The sequence below is a fragment of the Pseudomonas sp. 05N36 genome (genome assembly GCF_056397385.1).
Window position 1 is genome coordinate 157744 of sequence record NZ_JBFTNH010000004.1, and the last position, 17004, is coordinate 174747.

Below are 17004 nucleotides of genomic sequence, written 5' to 3' on the forward strand. Positions count from 1 at the left end.
GACCATGACCACTAAAATCGTGTACCAGACCGACCACCTGGGCATTTTCATCGGGTCTGCCGAGGCCGCCGAATCGCCTCTAGAGCCGGGTGTCTATCTGATTCCCGGCGGGTGCGTGGAAGTCCCACCACCAGCGATTCCTGAGCATAAAGTTGCCTGGTGGAATGGTCGGGCCTGGCAATTGGTGGATTACTTCGGCGGAGTCGTCGCCTACAGCATCGAGACCGGGGAGCCGAAGACGCTCGAAGGCTTCGATTCGCTGCCGGCGGGTTACACCCTGAAAAAGCCGGGACCGAATCAGATCTGGAAGGACGGCGAATGGATCGACGACATCAACGCCGTACTGGCTGCGCTGCATGAGCAAAAACAGCAGGCGATCAGCGCCGAATGCAGCCAGTACATCGCCGCCGGCTTCAGTTCGACTGCCTTGGGTGAGGTGTACCGCTACAGCAGCGCGATCGATGACCAGGTGAACTTGAACGGACAGGTGCTGCTGGGCTTGGATGACGTATACCCCTGCTATGACGTTGACCAGGTGAAAGCCTTTCGACCGCACACCATCGCCCAGTTGCAAAAGGTCAGCCAGGACCTGGTGCGCTTCAAACAGGCCGCCATGCAGCACGCTGACAGCCTTCGACAAGCCGTGGCCAAGGCCCTGAAAGACAAAGACCTCAAGGCCATGAAAGCCATCACCTGGACGGCGCCGGCATGACCTGGGCACCGGTGACCATGCGCTGGCCAGAACAGGCCACGCAATGGATGGACGGCCTGACGGCGGCCAAGGATCTGGCCAGTGGTGAGCTGGCCAGCACCGCGCAACGCCTGACCGGACTGAACGGCCTGGCCAGCACCAACCCGGGGCCGGTCGGTGACGCCGCCACAGGCGCGATCGCCGCCGGCCGTGCGGCCCTGGCTGAGCAGTTGGGTCAGGTGCCGGCGTGCCTGGTGGTGACGCCGTTTCAAAGCGGCATTGGCCAGGGCAGTGGCTACCAGCGTTTCCTGTCGGCGCCGAACCTGCTGGAGCACCTGGCGAAAAAGCTGGAGGACGTGACCGACACCGGGCGACCGGCTGGTCCGCAATACGCGCTGTCGATCCTGTTCCTGGGCACGCGCCTGGATCAGCTGGCCAGCAGCTTGTCGCGGTTCAACGCCTTGCTGCCGATCCCCGACCTGGTCCGCACCGAACGCCGTGCCCAGCACCTGGTCAAGTTGGAAACGGAAAAGTGGGAGATCCCTGGCGCCGGCCCGTTGCCGCGTTGGCAAACGCTGCCCCTGGAGCGCTGCACCGTGGTCAAGGCTGCCAAGCAATCCATGACCGGCCAACTGGCGGTACTGGAGAGCTACGCGGCCGACAGCTCGCCGTTGGGTGATCTGGCCGCACTGGCGTCTCGCAAAGCCGCCCAGCAAAAGGGCCGCGATCAGCAGTTGGCTGACCTGAAAAGTCTGCTGGCTGGGGGAAACCCTGACGTCAGCATGCGGGCCCGCCTGATCGGCCCGGGCAACACCAGCGAGTTGCGGCACGAGTTGCTGACCGGCGATGCGCCAGGGCATGAGTGGGTGCTGTGCGCCGGTGTGATCCTGGTCGGTTCGAAAGAAGGATTGAGTTTTGTACAGGAGCTGGTCGGCCTATGACGCTGCTACTCGACGGCCACAAGGTCCAGGGCAAGAACCTCAAGGTGACGGCCAATCTGCGCATTGAAAGCGGCGACATGTCCGGCCAGACCAGCAACACCGACAAGGCCCACAAAGGATTCAAGCCCAAGACGTTGACTATCTCGTTGATGATTCCGTTTGTGGATAAGTCCCAGCTAATCGATCTGATGCGCCTGGCCGAAGCCACTGCCGGCGGTGGCCAGCTGCATTTGTATCGCGTCGTCAACGACTCGGCCGAGGCCTTCGGCGTGCGCCAGGTCGAGTTTTCCGATGGGATCAGCGCGCGCGAGGATGATTCACTGCGCGCCTGGCTGGTCCAGTTCACGCTGAGCGAACGTCAGTCCAACCCGGAAAAGGTCGAAGGTCGGCGCGCCGGCAACAAGGTCAACGCACAAGGCGGGCCAGGCAGTGCGGTCGGCGACGGTGGTGGTGAGGGTAAAGACTCGACGACTGACAACCCGGCGTTGAGCGGCTTCGAAAAGGTGCTGGGCCGCGTCGATAAGTGGCTGGGCGGGAGTGAGCCGACGTGAAGCTGCACAAAGTCTTGGCGATCAATGGCGCGCCGTTCGCCCTGGTGAAAGAGGATGTTCGACTGGATGCCTCCAGCCCTGGGCGGGCGACGTTCACGATCAAGTCCGCGGAATCGGTGAGAGGCCTGGTGACGCTGGATATCGGCTACAACGACGGCACGCTGCAACGGCATTTTATCGGCTACGTCGAGCGCTGCACCGCCGCCAACGGCATCGAGCAGGTGTTGTTCTGCCGCGAGCTGGCCGCCGTGTTGGCCAACCCATTGCCGCTGAACCTGCGTCATGTCGATCTGCGTGCCGTGCTGGCCCAGGTCAGCGAACAAACCGGCCTGCGCTTCCGTGTTCCCGATCGGCCCTACGCCAGCGTCAAAGCCCCGTTCTTTTACAGCCTGGCCGCCGGTTACCAGGCGATGGACAGTCTGGCCCGGGTGTTCAACATCCCCGACTTCACCTGGCACCAGTTGGGCAACGGTGAAGTGTTTGCCGGCAGTTGGGCCGACAGTTTCTTTGGCGCACGGGCGCCGCTTCAGATCCCTACGGAGCTGTTCGACGGCTACCAGGGCAACCAGAGCGCGATGATCGCGGCCCTTCCCGGGTTACGACCAGGTGCAACAATCAACCACGGCGAGCGCATCACCAGTGTGGCCCTTGCCAATGACCAGATGGCCATCCGATGGAAGACGCAATCCGCCGCGCTGTAGAGCGCCAGTTTCCCGAACTCACCGGCGGCTACCACCTGCCGCGCTTTGCCCGCGTCATTGCTGTGGCTGATGCGCCCGCCGGCGCCGGGATCTGCGACGACTTCCGGCCGCGCTACGCGGTCGACATCGAGGTCCTGGGGCCAGACGGTGAACCCGATCCGCAACTGCCCCAGCTCGCCGGCGTGCCCTTGCCACTGCCCACCGGTGGCGAAGAAATGGGCATGTATGCCTTTCCGGAGGAGGGCACCCAGGTAGTCGTGTGCTTCGCCTACGGCCTGCCAAACAAGCCCTATATTCAGACGATCCTCCCGCACGGCCTGAGCATGCCCAAGGTGCCAAAGGGAGATCAGGTTTGGCAGCACAGCGAGGCCGCCCAGCAGCGCGTCGATGCCGATGGCAACTGGCTGCGCCAGACTGACGGCAAGATCACTGACAAGGCGATCGAGCGCGACGTGGAAGCCCTGGAGAACCGCGAGCAGTTCCAGAGCCACACCAGGACGGTCGACGATCATTCGACCGAATCGGTAGGCGGCGTCAAAAAGATTGAGGCGCTGGGCGCGTTGAAGCTGCTGTCAGGCGGCTCAGCGAGCCTGGCGGCGGTGGATGATTTGCACCAGGCCACTGGCCGAGACTTGAACCTGGTAGTCGGGAAAACGCACAACGCCACGGTGGGTGGTGACATGCAGGAGAGGATTCAGGGACTGCGCCAAAGCGTGGCCAAAGTCAGTCAGCGGTACGAGGCGCCAAAGACCTGGATTGGATCGAGCGGGGTGAATGTGTTGCAAGTGCTATGTGATCTGCTCGATCTGGTGGAGCAGATGAATAGCCAACTGGCTGGGCATACACACGGATCAACACCACCGCCCACCAATGCCGCCGCGTTTACTGCTGCGTCAGAGGCCGCCAAGCAACTGGTCGGCAAGATGAAGCCGATCACCCTTTGATTACGCCTCTGATGTTAGCTGTGGAGCCAATCGGAGTTGATAGGTTCTCCATTGTTAGGCAGAGTTTTTGGTGCTCGATCTTCTAGCGGTTGTGAATTAATTAGCCTGGGCTTAATAAGGGTTGATCTGTGGTTTAATTAACTATGCCTCGGGATGTTTCTTCCGGTCTTAACCGAATTTTACTTGTTTTTGTTGAGCGCTTTCTAGGCTTGTAGATTCAGTTAGGCCCAATCCTTCAGATACTTGAAGAGTAATAAGCCTGAGCGGCAGTACGACAATACCGCCATAGATTGTACCAATGATACTACCGCCTTTGCCCTACTGAACAAGTCGTGGTGGTGTAATGGCACCATACGCTGGGCCGATTCCACTTGAATTAAGAGGGGGGCACTTTGTACTCATTTCAGCTTGAATGTATTTTCCCGACCCCCCATCTGCTAAGTCGATGTGGAGGCAAGCAAAGGCCACAATGGGAGCAAATGAATGAGTGGATATATTTACAACAACAGGAATCGTAACATACTCGCAGCTTTTGTCACCTGCTGCACTGCAACTGTTTATCGAGGAGAAAAGTGTGGTTTTAGTGCCGGGCTGAATCCAGGTGCTATCTCCGATACTAAGTGGTGTTGGGTTTCCATTAGTAATAAGGTCTCTTATCGTTGGGACGTTATTGCTGTCAACGCCAAATGATGTCCACTGCCCAGCTTCGCAAGCCCCGGTATGATAAGATGATCCAACTTTAATTACATAGGGCTTTCCCGTGGCGGGGTCATTTTTTGGTTGTGGTGGATATGAACTTGAGTTCCAATAATTATCATACATGCACTTAGTCATTACGACGGGGAGAAGCCCCTGCGCAACGGTGCCGGGGCTTGCTATTATCGCAGTAGCAGTGGAAGTTACGGGCACGGTTTTAACCCCGAAGATGCTCGCAAGAAAAGTGTTTACAGGCCCACCGTTCAGGCCGGTATCTTTCGTGATGGTCACCTGTATCGCTGGAAAATCTGATGCGGCCGGCAAAGCATGCACACCAATTGAAGTGTTTGTAACATCCCAGTAACCGGTTCTAATACTGCCGCTTGTTAAAGTGGTGTTTCCGGATTTATTGAGCGAAATCGCCGTATTTGCGTGACTGGATGCCGTAGTGAAATCGGGTGCACTACTGGTTGAGTTTCCACACTCGGTACGCGGGTATAAACAACCCGTGCCTGCAAGGGCAGTGGCATCAGAGGCGTTTTGAAGTTCGTTACGCACAACGTAAGCATAAGCAAAATCTACAGCCAAAGCTGTAACGCCGAACAGCACGGGCAGTGCAATAGTCACTAAAATTAATGCTGCGCCCTGCTGGTTTTTCTTAATCCGAACATGACCTGCCTTTTTTTGGGGGGCCATATGGGTATGTGGCAATGCTTTTATTTCAACCATTGTACACATGGTGAGTATCCTAAGTTGAAGTCACTCATTTAGCATCACTGTTGTCGCCGATAAGTTAATCGGATTGTTGACTACATGGAGAATGCCGCCCAGAACCATAGTGGAGTATTGGTATGAGACTTGAACAGTTAGCGGTGTGCCAAAAAGTCCTCCGGCTCCTGAGGGAATAGTTACCACCGGGGTGACGGCCGATCCAAATGTTATCAAGTTGGTGCCCAGATAGTTATTAGCAATACTCTGGATTTGAGCAGTGGTGAGTTTTGGAGTCTTTAGCACTATGCCCGCTCTTGCTGCTTCTCGGCTGGCATTCGTTATTATAGCCTTGTCATAAAGGGCAATACTAAACTCAATAATGACGAATATTATTAGGAAAAGAACTGGTAGCACGAGTGAGAGTTCGACAGCGGCAAGCCCTTGTTGTTTTTTCTTCATGTTATCCACCTTCGCTACCTGATATATACTCACTTTTACGATGGTGTATGCCCTAGAGCTACATGTGCAACCCAAATAGAAATCACTAGCAATTCTATTGGTATCGTAAAATAATCAGCCGACTATGTATTTACCATAGATCTATTTGGTCAGAAGTAAAGCCTGCCTCGCGTCCATTTGTGGATTTCCAAAAACCTCAACCCGCACAGTGGTTGCAAATCTGGCTGCTGAAGTAGCTGCCACAGAGGCCAACTCCCACCCAATCTTACGCATTACCAATATAAATCAACGATATAAGTAATTGCGCGCTACCGGCACATTCATAAAGGGTTTATTCCAAATCGCTCCATGAGTCTGTAGTTATCCAAGCTTTCGCAATATTAATTGGCGATTGAAGTGGTTAGCTTGCTCAGTTATGCCCGGAGTCTATAGGCGGGAGGGATTTCAGTCGGGTTGCGTCAAGTGACGCACACAAATATAGCCGTACCGGCAAAAATACCAGCCAAGACAAAAAATAGATGAAAAAGCACTTATCCCCCTCCCGCCGACGGGCTTTGCGTTCCTTTTTTGTGCAAAGGTGGATGGTGGTGTAAACGATACCCCCGCCCAGGCCCGCCGCGGGGTCTGTGGGCTATTCGGCAATTGCACCGCGTGAAAGGTTTTGCAAAAAAATGAAAGAGCTCTGCATGACGCTCGAAGCGCGGTGACGTGACTAACGGAATCAGAAGTCCCCGGTTTATAAGGGCCGCACCGTTAAAAACTGGCTAAGAACCTTGTTTTAGAATTCTAATCGGATTGCCTTGGTGCGCTTTTTCTTACTGGGGGGGAGGGTGCCGAACGGTTGAAAGCCTTAGCGGGCTGGCGTCCCCGGCTATTCCTTCATTTCACATACTTGCTGGAGAAGATGGCTTTCAAGATTGCGTCAATCAACATCTTGGAATCATGGTTTTTTTAGCCGGGTGGTGATGTAGACGATGGATGTTGCGGCGAACTCAAGAAAAAACTCTGCTTCTGCCCTTGAAAGACCTGACTCGACTGTGCCGCCGTGCCTAACGAAATCTTTGTTACTCGCATAGCCATAGGCTTGAGTGATCAAGCGTTCAATATCAGCGTCGAGCTTTGCTTGCTTGATGATCTTGCCGAGCGTTCCATTTGGCTCGTTCAGCAGCACCATGAGGCTTGATTCAACAGAGCTGATTGACTCCTTTATGGAGTTTTCGAAATCAGGCGTTGCTGAGTAGATGAAGTTCTTCGCCTTTAGCCATTGCTTACGGATTGGCGTCAATTCATCAGCCAACGCTTCATTTGCTTTACCCCAATTCCTGGATGATGGGGCGTGTCGTTGTATCCGTTTGAGGTCGAGCAAGATATCGGCATAGAGCTCCTGCACGTAGGCACGCCGGCTTGCATAAGTGCTCATGTCCTGGAGCTTGCAAAATGCCATGAAGACTTCGAGCGATTTGTGCGGGTTGGGATTCGCATATTTCGCGTCTTCCAGATCAATCGTCACCTCCCCATAGAGCTCCCGGTATTCGGCAGGTTGAGCGGAGGTTCGGCCGTCGGTGGCATACGCGATCATTAATGTCTGTATTTCTATGACCTTTGCGCCCAGCTCAATCGCCCGCTTGCTATCCATAAAATGCTCCTGGCTTCCTGCTGATCACATTACCCTAGTTTAGTCAGGGCTTGGAGGTGGGTGGGGGCGCGAGCTTTACCTGTATAGAGTGTCCACATTGTGTCCACGGTAGAGGGCGATATATGCGGATAATAAACATAAATATCGCATAATGTATTGATATTGCTGGATTTACTGAGTTGATGCTGATGAGTTGGGTTGATAGGAAATCAACTCACTCATGACGCTATTCCTTGTATTGAAGTGGGGCAGACGTTACCCACCGTCGTAGGTCAGGTAAAGCGCCATGACTGACCGTCCAGTCAGCCAATTCGCGCCCGCCCAGCGTAGCCGGCCATACGTACCGCGCATTGCCCTCTATATAGAAACATTCACCCGGCCGAAGATTGGCAGGTTTGCCATGCCTCCAAATCCGCCTGAACTCACAAATCGCTTAACCGCATGAAAATTCTGAAAAAAATATTTGCCATCGGAAAAGCTTTCGACTACATTAGCGCGCCTCGACAGACAGAACATGTTTGAAGAGATACGGTGAAGTGTCCGAGTGGCTTAAGGAGCACGCCTGGAAAGTGTGTATACAAGAAATTGTATCGAGAGTTCGAATCTCTCCTTCACCGCCACATTAAGTAAACACAAACCCCCGATTTTCCTGGAGAAAGTCGGGGGTTTGTGGTTTTTGGCGTCTGAAAAAGGGTCATATGGGACCACTATGGGACTGGCGCTCTATTCGACGCGTAAAAAGCAGGCTCTGACAAGAAGGCTTTGGAGTTTTCCAGTAAACGAGGGTGAAATTCCCGCGTTTCAGCGGTTCCCTTTGGTTATGGTTCTGCGCGATAGTGGCGTTCTGTTATCGCCTTCAGGAAGCGCTACTTACCTGGTAGCTCATCGGCAGTTCAACGCAGGGAAGCGCAGTGAAGACAGTTGTCACGATGGTTCTATTCTTGGGGTTGTGCGGCTGCGGTTCCGACTCTCGCAGCTCTGCGCCGACACTCTGGACAGATGGCATCATGCTGGAGCAGAAGAAGGTCACCGTAGATGATCAACACGCTAAAGTGATCATGCAGGCATCAGGCGATACGGCCAACCCAGTCGATTTTGAAGTGGTCCGAGGTAACGACCCGGATACACGTCCCGATCAACTGGGGACAGTAGTCAAACCGTTTCGCAGTAAAGTCGGCGGATGGTTCAGTCGTCTCAACAGCGCGCTCTCCAAGCATTTCCCCCAGCTGGAAATACAGGCCGATCCCGGCCAGATTTTGCAAGTGGGCGGGTCATCGACGATCAATAGCCGGATTCCGGCGCCGGGTTATCGGACGCTTTACAACGAAGACTATGTATTCAACCAGTCGAAGAACAAGTTTGAGAAAAAGGTAACCGCCAATCCGACCGTCTCGTCGTATTACACCTGTGGGCCGATCACAAGTGCCTTTATTCCCGAGAAGCAAAAGGTCTATCTGGCGGAGTTTGTCTTCGTAGATCGGGGGGAAGGGTGTGAACTGCAGGTCTATGACATCACTCAACCCGAACTACGTGTCCCGGTCGTTACCATCAAGGGCGCGCAGCCCTCGTCCCGCAGGTCGTACAGCTCACCATAGGCTCTGTAGGAAACCTGCTTGATCGCCGCTCGGCGAGTTTTCGTAACGACCCTGATGAGCTTGAGAGGCACCTTGGTAGAAGGTGTGATGCTTGGCAAAACTTGGGTGTTGCTGCTGATCTGGAAACTGCCCCAAATGCCGAAATTTCACTGACCTGGGCTGATGCTTCGACTTTCTCCTTCACCGCCAAATTCGAACTTATGTGCATCCAGCCACACGGGCACTCAATCATGTACGCATTCAGCAATAGCGCCTTCACCTGTGTCTCCCAGTCTCAAGCCTCGATCAGGATCGAACGGCTCGTTCAGTCTATTCACCGTTCGTGACTTCTGGGTTGCGCATCGGTAGCCTAGTTATCGTTAATTCTTTTACACCGAACTATCGCCATCAAGCTGATCTCCAGAGGACAAAGGACTGCCCCATGATTCCCACTCAAGACTTAGTCGTGTTCGTTGCCGCCGCGCTGCTCATGGTACTCACACCAGGGCCGAACATGATCTACCTGATTTCCCGCTCGATATGCCAGGGCCGCAGGGCTGGCGTCACCTCTTTGCTGGGGGTGGTGGCGGGTTTCTTCGTGCATCTATTTGCTGCCGCCGCAGGTTTGACGGCAGTGTTCCTCGCCGTACCGATGGCTTATGAAGTGCTGAAATGGGCGGGTGCGCTGTACCTGGGGTGGCTGGCCTGGCAAGCGCTCAAACCTGGGGCCCGCTCGCCGTTCGAGGCCCAGCAGTTGCCGCCGGACTCGTCGAAGAAACTGATCCTGATGGGGTTTTTCACCAGCGCCCTGAACCCGAAAATCGCGGTGTTCTACCTGTCGGTATTTCCGCAGTTCATCAACCCCGAGCACGGTTCCGTGTTCACCCAGAGTATCGTCCTCGGCCTGACCCAGATCAGCGTAAGCTTTTCGGTCAACCTGCTGATCGCGCTATTCGCCTCGGGGATTGCCGCGTGGTTCGTCCACAACCCATTGTGGCTGGCGGTGCAGCGCTACTTCATGGGGTTTGTGCTGGCGGGACTCGCGGTACGTTTAATGCTCGAGCAGCATCGTACTGCGTGATTTCTTGATCGTCCCCACGATCCAGATGCACACCTTGTCTGCGATTTAAAAAAGCCCTGTCTCTCAATGAGAGACAGGGCTTTTTTTCGAGGCTGTTGCCAACAAATCCATCCCGGGAAAAGACGCCGCACGGTCTGTTTGACGCTAAGCGTTGGGTGTCGGAGGCCCGAAAGCTGAATTCAGGTGTATCAGTTGGCTGATGGTCTGGCCGACCTTGCTCACGGCCATTTCGATTTTTCGATTAGGTGCGTTGGCGAAGTTGAGCCGAATGCAGTTGCGGTATTTGCCGGCCGCCGAAAAGATGTTGCCGTTGGCGACTTGTACGTCCTGGGCTTCGAGCAAGCGGTTGAGGGAATAGGTGTCGAAATCTTCCGGCAGTTCGACCCACAAGGTAAAGCCGCCCTGCGGCTGGCTGACGCGGGTGCCCGCCGGGAAGTAACGGCTGACCCATTCGGTCATCAGGTCGCTGTTGCGTTTGTATTGCTTGCGCATGCGTCGCAGGTGCAGCAGGTAGTTGCCCTTGGCGATGAATTCGGCGACGGCTAGTTGTGGCTGGGTCGCGGTGGTGCCGGAGCCGATGTATTTCATGTACAGCACTTGTTGCAGGTAGCGCCCCGGTGCAATCCAGCCGACGCGCAGGCCGGGCGCCAGGGTCTTGGAAAATGAACTGCACAGCAGCACGCGGTTGTCTTCGTCAAAGGACTTCAGCGTGCGCGGCCGTGGATAACGATGGGACAGGTCGCCATAGATGTCGTCTTCAATGATCGGCACATCGAAGCGTTGGGCCAGGCGGATCAGGGTGCGCTTGCGGTCGTCGGGCATGATGTAGCCCAGCGGATTGTTGCAGTTGGCGGTCACCTGGATGGCTTTGATCGGCCACTGTTCGAGGGCCATTTCCAGGGCTTCCAGGTTGATGCCGGTCACTGGATCGGTGGGAATCTCCAAGGCCTTCAAACCGGTGGCATTGAGGATTTGCATCATCCCGTGGTAGCTCGGCGAGGCGATGGCAACGATGTCACCCGGCACGCAAATCGCCCGGATGGCGGTTGACAGGGCTTCCTGGCAACCGCTGGTGACGATGATCTCGGTTGGGTTCAGGCGGCAGCCGGAGTCGATGGCCAGCCGGGCGATCTGTTCGCGCAGGACCGGCACTCCCTGGATGTGATTGTATTGCAGGCTTTGGCTGTCGCTGCGCCGGTTGATGCGCGCCATGGCGGTGAGCAGCGGCTTGAGGGTAGGGGCGGAGACATCCGGCATGCCGCAACCCAGCTGCACGACGTTGGCGCTTTGTTCGAAGCGCATCAGCTCCTGCACCATGTCCCACTGGGAAATGTCCACCGGCCGCAAGGTCGGGCGGCCCATCTGCGGCAGTTCCGGTATGCGTCGGTCGGTCGGCACGAAGTAACCGGACTTGGGGCGCGGTATCGCCAGCCCCGAACATTCAAGTACGCGATAGGCCTGTTGCACGGTGGTCAGGCTGACGCCGTGTTCCTGACTTAGCGTGCGCACAGAGGGCAAGCGCTCGCCGGGTCCATAAAGGCCCTGCTCGATGCGGCTGCTGATGAATTCGGCAAGGTTCAGATAGAGAGTCATGGCTCTGACTGTAGCGCGCCATCTGTAACTTAAGAAGCTACAGATTGGACTTATTTTGAAATATTTTTCGCCAAAAAAAGCCAACTGTATTAAAAAAAATAGCCGGCGCTGTATCTGCAATACACCCAGGCACCTTGGGATGATAGCGCCCCTGGGGTCCGCGAATGTCCAGTCAAGGTGGCACCCCATGTCTTAGGAAAAATCCTACAAATTCAGACGTCTGGCAGCGGCTTGGCACGCTTCCGGCACATGAGCAGCGATTACTGATGAGGATGAAGGCGGCATGACTGCAAGGATGACACTCACTCCGCAAATGGCTGAATACGAGCAAAAGTTCACGGATGGCGGCGAAGTTCGTTGGTTACCGTATTTGATGTATTTCCATCCGGCCAACCACCGCTCACCGGTGGTCAACACCGACAGTTTGGGCTTTCGCTACTCCGAAGCTCTGGGCGTCGAGTATTCGGCGGCTGATTGCGACAAAAGCGGCAGTGTTCGCCTGTTGGCTGGCAGTTCTACGGTATTCGGTATCGGTGCCAGTTCCGACAGTTGCACCTTGTCTTCGCGCCTGTCGGCGAACGATCCGCGCGGTCAGCGCTGGCTCAACTTCGGCGGTCGCAGTTTCAACTCAACCCAGGAACTGATGCTCTTCACGCTCAACCGTCACCTGCTGCCAAAGGTGGATGAGATCGTGCTGTTTTCCGGGTTCAACAACCTCGGCCTGGCACGCCAGCCAAAGGAGTACCGTGGCGAGCACGGGGCCTTTTTCAACTGCCATCAGTTCTTCAATGCATTCGCGCCCGAGCAGCCAACGCACAGCTCGTGGAGCCTGACCAACCTGTTCGGCAAGACCCAGGAGCCAGAGCCACCGGCTCCGCCGTCGATGGGAGAGCAGATCGACTACGCGGCCAACCTGACGCTGCAACAATTGGATATCTGGCGCGCCCTGGCCAAGGATATGGGCGCGAAGCTGACCTTCATTTTGCAACCGCTGGCCGGCTGGATTCGGGCAAAAGGTTGCAGTGAAGAGGAGCAACTGTTTGCCGAACTGGATCAGGCCGGAAATTTCACTGAGGTGTATGGCGATATTTTGCAGACCCGTGTGCGTGAAGCCTATGCCGCGCAGTTGCGCGAAGGGGCGCACAAAATGGGTGTGCACTTTGTCGATATCACGCCGTTGATGACTGAAGCGCTGGGCCCGAATGACTGGCAGTTCGTCGACCGGATTCACTTCACCGACAAAGGCAATGACCTCGTTTCAAAGCTCATTCTTGATGCCACTCACTAAAGGGAAACTGTGATGAAATCGATCAAAAAACTTATCCAACGCCTCTTCGGTAAAAAGAAGAAAAAGCCGGACTCCTCCATTTATCCGATGTTCTGACGTTCGCTTATTAACGTCACTTGCACTGAACAGGATGTTGGCAATGGATGGCTCGGTTTCAAATCACGCAAGGGCGGGGGATGTGTGGCGCCAGCTGTATCGCTCGGCGATCAGTCCCGAAAGCTTTTTGGATGATGTGCATCTCAAAAGCCTGATGCAGGCGTGCGCGCCAGCTACCGGTGAAGCCGGTCCTGGCTTGTCGGAACTGGCGCAACAGATCAACTGCTGGCGGGTCGAACAGGGCACGGCCTATCGCGCCGTGGCCGCTGCCGCTGCGCAACACGGGAATGCCAAGGCATTTGCCCAGGCGCTGGCTATTTACTCGGCGCCGATGGCGTCGATTCTGGGTTGCTGGCTGCAAGGCATGAGTGCGCCCGGGGTCTTCGAAGACAATGCACAGCTGAAAATCATGCAGCTGTTTGCTCATGACGTCGGCGTGGGCCGCCCCCAGGCCTCACGCGCCGATCACTTCAAGGCGTTGCTTGGTCAGCTGGAGCTGAAGTCCTATGCGGTAGTGCCTTTCGAGCTTTCGATGTTGCCGGACTTAAGCGATGAGGCCTTTGAGTTGCCCGCGCTATTGCTGGCCCTCAGCCGTCGCAGCGATGAGTTTGGCGATGTGCTTTGCGGCATTGATTGGGCGCTGCGTACGGTTGGCCTTTGCCCTGGCTGGGCCGTCTTGGGGCAGATTGAAAGCCTGCCGTTGGACGTCCGGCGGCTGGATTTGAGCGAACCGTTCGGGGGGCTGGACGAGACCTCGCCGCTGGCGATCGCGCAGTGGATCAGCAAGCAGGTCGCCGCTCAAGGCGAAGCCCGGCATACCGAATTGATAAGGGGCGCCACCTGGTTATTCTCGGCGCTGCGGCGCTGGAATGCCCAGCTCTACAACGCGGTACTGGCAGCCTCGTCACCGCAGCATGCGATGGCGCAACTGATCCAGCGGCTGGCTCGGGTTGGTGCGGTTTATCACCAGAATTACCTGGTGGAAGGACGTAGCCTTTCCGAGTGGCTCAAGGATGCGCAAACCGATCCGCTGCCGCTGTTGGACGTCCTGTCGCGCAGCCGCTTGATCGTACCCGGCAATGCGCAAAAAAGTATCCTGGTCACCAGCCTGGTTGCGCCGACCGGGCGCATGTTCCGGATCTTCAGCGACGCCGACCTGAGCGTGATTCGTAAATGGATCGACTGGCTGCCCCAGGCAGCACACAGCGAACCCTTGCCTCGCCAGTCAATCATCAACCCTACCGATGCAGGCGCTATCCACACCCTGGCCGAAACCCGCCACGCGTCTCTCGGTCACTGGCCGCAAAGCCTGCGCGAGGCCTATTTTGTCTTGCAGGGGCGCGCGCTCGGGCCAACCACCCAAGCCTTTGCCCACGCCTACGTGACGCGATGGCTGGAGCGCTCAAGCCGTTCGCTGGAGACTTCCGGGCGTCGGCTACCAGAGTACTGGGGCGCGAACGTGTTGCGCTCCTGGTTGCTGGACAAACATGACCAGAACGGCGAGCAGTTCGATGAAAGCGACCCGGAACAAATGCCGACCCGCGAAGAAATTGTCGAGTCGACCCTACAGTTGGCGCCCCTGACGCTAATCGACGGCGCTTGGTTGCAGGGTTTCACCGACCTTGACCTGGCGTCCTCGCCTATTGGCTATGCGCTGTTTCAAACCTATTGGGATGAACTGGGCAACGGCGTTTACGCATTGAATCATCCAAAGATTTATCGCGACGGTTTGCGTCAGATGGGGCATGAGCTGGCACCGACCGGCAGTCGTGAGTTTGCCCAGGACCCGCGTCTGGACGAGGAGTCGTTCCGCTTGCCGGTGTATTGGCTGTGCCTGGGCAAATTGCCGGTGACGTTTATGCCGGAGACGCTCGGCATGAACCTGGCGATGGAATTATCCGGCGTGGGCGGCAGTTACCGTTTGGCGCGGCGCTTCCTGCGCCATTACGGTTTCAGCACGGCCTTCGTGGACTTGCACAACACCATCGACAACGTTTCCACCGGGCACTCGGCCTGGGCCGCCGATGCGATTGACGCCTACATGCGCAAGATTGCCGCAGGTGGCGCGCAGTCGTTGGCCGAGCACTGGCAGCGGGTGCGGGTGGGCTATGAGTCCCTGGCACCGATGCCGGGCAAGTGGACTTCGGTGTTGCGCCGGCTGGGAGTCGGGTCCGCAGGGGGCGTATTGCCACGGGCCGGACGCCGGGCCTCTTCGCAACAGCTCTTCCACCATTTGCCGATTACCCGCGAAACATTGGTAGAAGTCGCCGACTGATAAACGGCTAATAACAACAACAAGGAGCTACACATGTCTCTGGTCAATGTGCACAACGAGTGGGATCCCCTCGAAGAGATGATTGTCGGCGTCGCCCATGGCGCGCGGGTGCCACTGCCTGATAAAGGCTTGTTCGCCCTCGACTATAGCGAGCACCACACCGATCAAGAGGACATTCCTTCCGGCCCGTACCCAGAGCAAGTGATTGAGGAAGCCACTGAGGACCTCGATGCCTTCGCTGCGTTCCTGGTCTCCCACGGCGTGACCGTGCGCCGGCCGGAGACTTCCGATCACGCAGCGGTATTCGGGACTTGCGAATGGCAAACCGATGGTGAATACAATTACTGTCCGCGCGATGTGTTGCTGCCGATCGGCCAGACCATCATCGAAGCGCCGATGGCCCTGCGTAGCCGGTATTTCGAACCCTTCGCCTATCGCAAGCATGTGCAGGACTATTTCGCCAGCGGCGCCAACTGGATCTCGGCACCCAAGCCGCAATTGGCCGATTCCACTTATCGGGTCAACCCCTCCGAGGGGTCGATCATCGCCAACGACGAGCCCATTTTCGATGCCGCCAATGTGCTGCGGATCGGGCGCGACATTCTTTACCTGGTGTCACGCAGCGGCAATCAGCAGGGTTACGAATGGCTCAAGCGTGTGCTCGGCGATCAGTACCGGGTGCACGCGGTCAGTGGGATTTATGACGGCACGCACCTGGACACGACCATCACCCTGGTGCGTCCAGGGCTGGTGGTGTTGAACCCCGAGCGAATTCGCGAAGACCAGGTCCCGGAGATTTTCAAAAACTGGGACATCATCTGGTCGCCGGAAATGGTCGATACCGGTTATTGCTGGTCCTACCCGCGCGCGTCGATCTGGCAGGGCATGAACTTCATCATGGTCAACCCGTCACTGGCGGTGATCAACGACCAGCAGGTTCCGTTGATCCGCGCGTTGGAAAAACATGGCGTCGATGTGGCGCCATTGAAGATGCGCCATGCCCGCAGTTTGAGTGGCGGTTTCCATTGTGTGTCGGTCGACATCCGTCGGCGCGGGACGCTGGAAGATTACCGTTGATAAGGGGGGGACGATGCAAACCCTGGATTACTACTCGATCATTTTGTTTGTCATCGCCACCTGCGTCACACCGGGGCCTAACAACGTCATGTTGATGTCGTCGGGAGCGAACTTTGGCATCGGGCGCACGATGCGCCACGTGGCGGGGATCAACATCGGTTTTCCGCTGATGCTGATTGCCGTCGGGGTGGGGGCCGGGGCGATTTTTCAACAGTACCCCAGGCTTCACGATGTGTTGCAGGTGGTGGGTGCGCTGTACCTGTTGTACCTGGCCTACCAGATCGCCAGCGCGCCGACCGCGGACCTTGACGACAAGTCTGGAAAACCCTTGGGCTTCACCCGTGCGGCATTGTTTCAGTGGGTCAACCCCAAGGCCTGGGTGATGGCGGTGGGTGCGGTGCTGACGTATACCTCGCCGGCCGATGCCTACGGTTTTCAGATTTTGCTGATCGCGCTGCTGTTCTTTTTGTTCGGCTCGCCGTGCTCGATGGTCTGGGTGTTTTTTGGGCAATACCTGCGGCGCTTCTTGACTTACCCGCAGCGTTTGAAGGCGTTCAACATCTCCATGAGCCTGGTGCTGGTGGCGTCATTGATACCGGTATTGAAAAGCTTGCCGTTCGGCGAGTGGTGGTCTTGAAGGTATTTATAAAAGCAAGAGTTACCGAGAAGCCAGTAGATGCGGCTGGCGAA

At 56.5% G+C, this 17004-nt stretch carries 15 protein-coding genes and 1 tRNA gene; 12 read left to right on the plus strand and 4 right to left on the minus strand.

Annotation, left to right across the window (positions count from 1 at the left end; translation table 11 throughout):
* Window positions 1-4 precede the first annotated feature (4 nt).
* Genes AC1DIH_RS07450 through AC1DIH_RS07470 form a run of 5 tightly spaced genes read left to right on the plus strand, consistent with a single transcriptional unit; the run spans window position 5 to window position 3828 of the window.
* The gene (locus AC1DIH_RS07450; RefSeq protein ID WP_477771208.1) at window positions 5-712 is read left to right on the plus strand and encodes a DUF4376 domain-containing protein; all 708 of its coding nucleotides are present in this window, start codon (window positions 5-7) and stop codon (window positions 710-712) included.
* Entirely contained in the window at window positions 709-1632 is a 924-nt protein-coding gene (locus tag AC1DIH_RS07455; RefSeq protein WP_477771209.1) for a hypothetical protein, read from the plus strand. Before AC1DIH_RS07450 ends, AC1DIH_RS07455 begins: the two co-directional genes overlap by 4 nt.
* Complete coding sequence (locus AC1DIH_RS07460; protein WP_477771210.1) at window positions 1629-2183, plus strand: baseplate complex protein; 555 nt, start codon at window positions 1629-1631, stop codon at window positions 2181-2183. The genes AC1DIH_RS07455 and AC1DIH_RS07460 overlap by 4 nt, the downstream gene beginning before the upstream one ends.
* The gene (locus tag AC1DIH_RS07465) at window positions 2180-2884 is read left to right on the plus strand and encodes a hypothetical protein (protein WP_477771211.1); all 705 of its coding nucleotides are present in this window, start codon (window positions 2180-2182) and stop codon (window positions 2882-2884) included. The genes AC1DIH_RS07460 and AC1DIH_RS07465 overlap by 4 nt, the downstream gene beginning before the upstream one ends.
* On the plus strand, window positions 2857-3828 hold the full coding sequence (locus AC1DIH_RS07470) for a hypothetical protein (RefSeq protein WP_477771212.1): 972 nt from the start codon (window positions 2857-2859) through the stop codon (window positions 3826-3828). The genes AC1DIH_RS07465 and AC1DIH_RS07470 overlap by 28 nt, the downstream gene beginning before the upstream one ends.
* 318 nt (window positions 3829-4146) lie before the next feature.
* On the opposite strand, the gene AC1DIH_RS07475 is transcribed toward AC1DIH_RS07470, so the two are convergent.
* The 3 genes from AC1DIH_RS07475 to AC1DIH_RS07485 form a co-directional block, all read right to left on the minus strand.
* Window positions 4147-5262: a TadG family pilus assembly protein gene (locus tag AC1DIH_RS07475; RefSeq protein WP_477771213.1), complete on the minus strand. Its 1116-nt coding sequence runs from the start codon at window positions 5260-5262 to the stop codon at window positions 4147-4149.
* 21 nt (window positions 5263-5283) lie between these two features.
* The gene (locus tag AC1DIH_RS07480; RefSeq protein ID WP_477771214.1) at window positions 5284-5694 is read right to left on the minus strand and encodes a TadE/TadG family type IV pilus assembly protein; all 411 of its coding nucleotides are present in this window, start codon (window positions 5692-5694) and stop codon (window positions 5284-5286) included.
* Between the two features lie 940 nt (window positions 5695-6634).
* Entirely contained in the window at window positions 6635-7330 is a 696-nt protein-coding gene (locus tag AC1DIH_RS07485; protein ID WP_477771215.1) for a hypothetical protein, read from the minus strand.
* A 530-nt stretch (window positions 7331-7860) separates the two neighbouring features.
* On the opposite strand from AC1DIH_RS07485, the gene AC1DIH_RS07490 reads away from it, so the two are divergent.
* The 3 genes from AC1DIH_RS07490 to AC1DIH_RS07500 all read left to right on the plus strand — a co-directional run bounded on the left by AC1DIH_RS07490 (window position 7861) and on the right by AC1DIH_RS07500 (window position 9985).
* Window positions 7861-7950 (plus strand) — tRNA-Ser (locus AC1DIH_RS07490).
* Window positions 7951-8337: 387 nt separating this feature from the next.
* Window positions 8338-8925: a hypothetical protein gene (locus AC1DIH_RS07495; RefSeq protein ID WP_477771216.1), complete on the plus strand. Its 588-nt coding sequence runs from the start codon at window positions 8338-8340 to the stop codon at window positions 8923-8925.
* Between the two features lie 421 nt (window positions 8926-9346).
* On the plus strand, window positions 9347-9985 hold the full coding sequence (locus AC1DIH_RS07500) for a LysE family translocator (protein ID WP_477771217.1): 639 nt from the start codon (window positions 9347-9349) through the stop codon (window positions 9983-9985).
* 144 nt (window positions 9986-10129) lie between these two features.
* On the opposite strand, the gene AC1DIH_RS07505 is transcribed toward AC1DIH_RS07500, so the two are convergent.
* Window positions 10130-11578, minus strand: coding sequence for an aminotransferase-like domain-containing protein (locus tag AC1DIH_RS07505; protein WP_477771218.1), 1449 nt, complete (start codon window positions 11576-11578; stop codon window positions 10130-10132).
* Window positions 11579-11861: 283 nt separating this feature from the next.
* Here AC1DIH_RS07505 and AC1DIH_RS07510 point away from each other — a divergent pair, with 283 nt between their 5' ends.
* The 4 genes from AC1DIH_RS07510 to AC1DIH_RS07525 all read left to right on the plus strand — a co-directional run bounded on the left by AC1DIH_RS07510 (window position 11862) and on the right by AC1DIH_RS07525 (window position 16951).
* Window positions 11862-12866: an SGNH/GDSL hydrolase family protein gene (locus AC1DIH_RS07510; protein WP_477771219.1), complete on the plus strand. Its 1005-nt coding sequence runs from the start codon at window positions 11862-11864 to the stop codon at window positions 12864-12866.
* 178 nt (window positions 12867-13044) lie between these two features.
* Window positions 13045-15237, plus strand: coding sequence for an iron-containing redox enzyme family protein (locus AC1DIH_RS07515; protein WP_477771220.1), 2193 nt, complete (start codon window positions 13045-13047; stop codon window positions 15235-15237).
* Window positions 15238-15270: 33 nt separating this feature from the next.
* Window positions 15271-16314, plus strand: a complete 1044-nt coding sequence (locus AC1DIH_RS07520; protein WP_477771221.1) for an inosamine-phosphate amidinotransferase 1 — start codon at window positions 15271-15273, stop codon at window positions 16312-16314.
* Window positions 16315-16327: 13 nt separating this feature from the next.
* Entirely contained in the window at window positions 16328-16951 is a 624-nt protein-coding gene (locus tag AC1DIH_RS07525; protein ID WP_477771222.1) for a LysE family translocator, read from the plus strand.
* Window positions 16952-17004: the final 53 nt, after the last annotated feature.

What these genes read in the sequence shown, in the direction of transcription:
- AC1DIH_RS07450 (WP_477771208.1), top strand. Translation starts at nt 5, where the DNA reads ATGACCACTAAAATCGTGTACCAGACCGACCACCTGGGCATTTTCATC.
- AC1DIH_RS07455 (WP_477771209.1), top strand. Translation starts at nt 709, where the DNA reads ATGACCTGGGCACCGGTGACCATGCGCTGGCCAGAACAGGCCACGCAA.
- AC1DIH_RS07460 (WP_477771210.1), top strand. Translation starts at nt 1,629, where the DNA reads ATGACGCTGCTACTCGACGGCCACAAGGTCCAGGGCAAGAACCTCAAG.
- AC1DIH_RS07470 (WP_477771212.1), top strand. Translation starts at nt 2,857, where the DNA reads ATGGAAGACGCAATCCGCCGCGCTGTAGAGCGCCAGTTTCCCGAACTC.
- AC1DIH_RS07475 (WP_477771213.1), bottom strand. Translation starts at nt 5,262, where the DNA reads ATGTGTACAATGGTTGAAATAAAAGCATTGCCACATACCCATATGGCC.
- AC1DIH_RS07480 (WP_477771214.1), bottom strand. Translation starts at nt 5,694, where the DNA reads ATGAAGAAAAAACAACAAGGGCTTGCCGCTGTCGAACTCTCACTCGTG.
- AC1DIH_RS07485 (WP_477771215.1), bottom strand. Translation starts at nt 7,330, where the DNA reads ATGGATAGCAAGCGGGCGATTGAGCTGGGCGCAAAGGTCATAGAAATA.
- AC1DIH_RS07495 (WP_477771216.1), top strand. Translation starts at nt 8,338, where the DNA reads ATGCTGGAGCAGAAGAAGGTCACCGTAGATGATCAACACGCTAAAGTG.
- AC1DIH_RS07500 (WP_477771217.1), top strand. Translation starts at nt 9,347, where the DNA reads ATGATTCCCACTCAAGACTTAGTCGTGTTCGTTGCCGCCGCGCTGCTC.
- AC1DIH_RS07505 (WP_477771218.1), bottom strand. Translation starts at nt 11,578, where the DNA reads ATGACTCTCTATCTGAACCTTGCCGAATTCATCAGCAGCCGCATCGAG.
- AC1DIH_RS07510 (WP_477771219.1), top strand. Translation starts at nt 11,862, where the DNA reads ATGACTGCAAGGATGACACTCACTCCGCAAATGGCTGAATACGAGCAA.
- AC1DIH_RS07520 (WP_477771221.1), top strand. Translation starts at nt 15,271, where the DNA reads ATGTCTCTGGTCAATGTGCACAACGAGTGGGATCCCCTCGAAGAGATG.
- AC1DIH_RS07525 (WP_477771222.1), top strand. Translation starts at nt 16,328, where the DNA reads ATGCAAACCCTGGATTACTACTCGATCATTTTGTTTGTCATCGCCACC.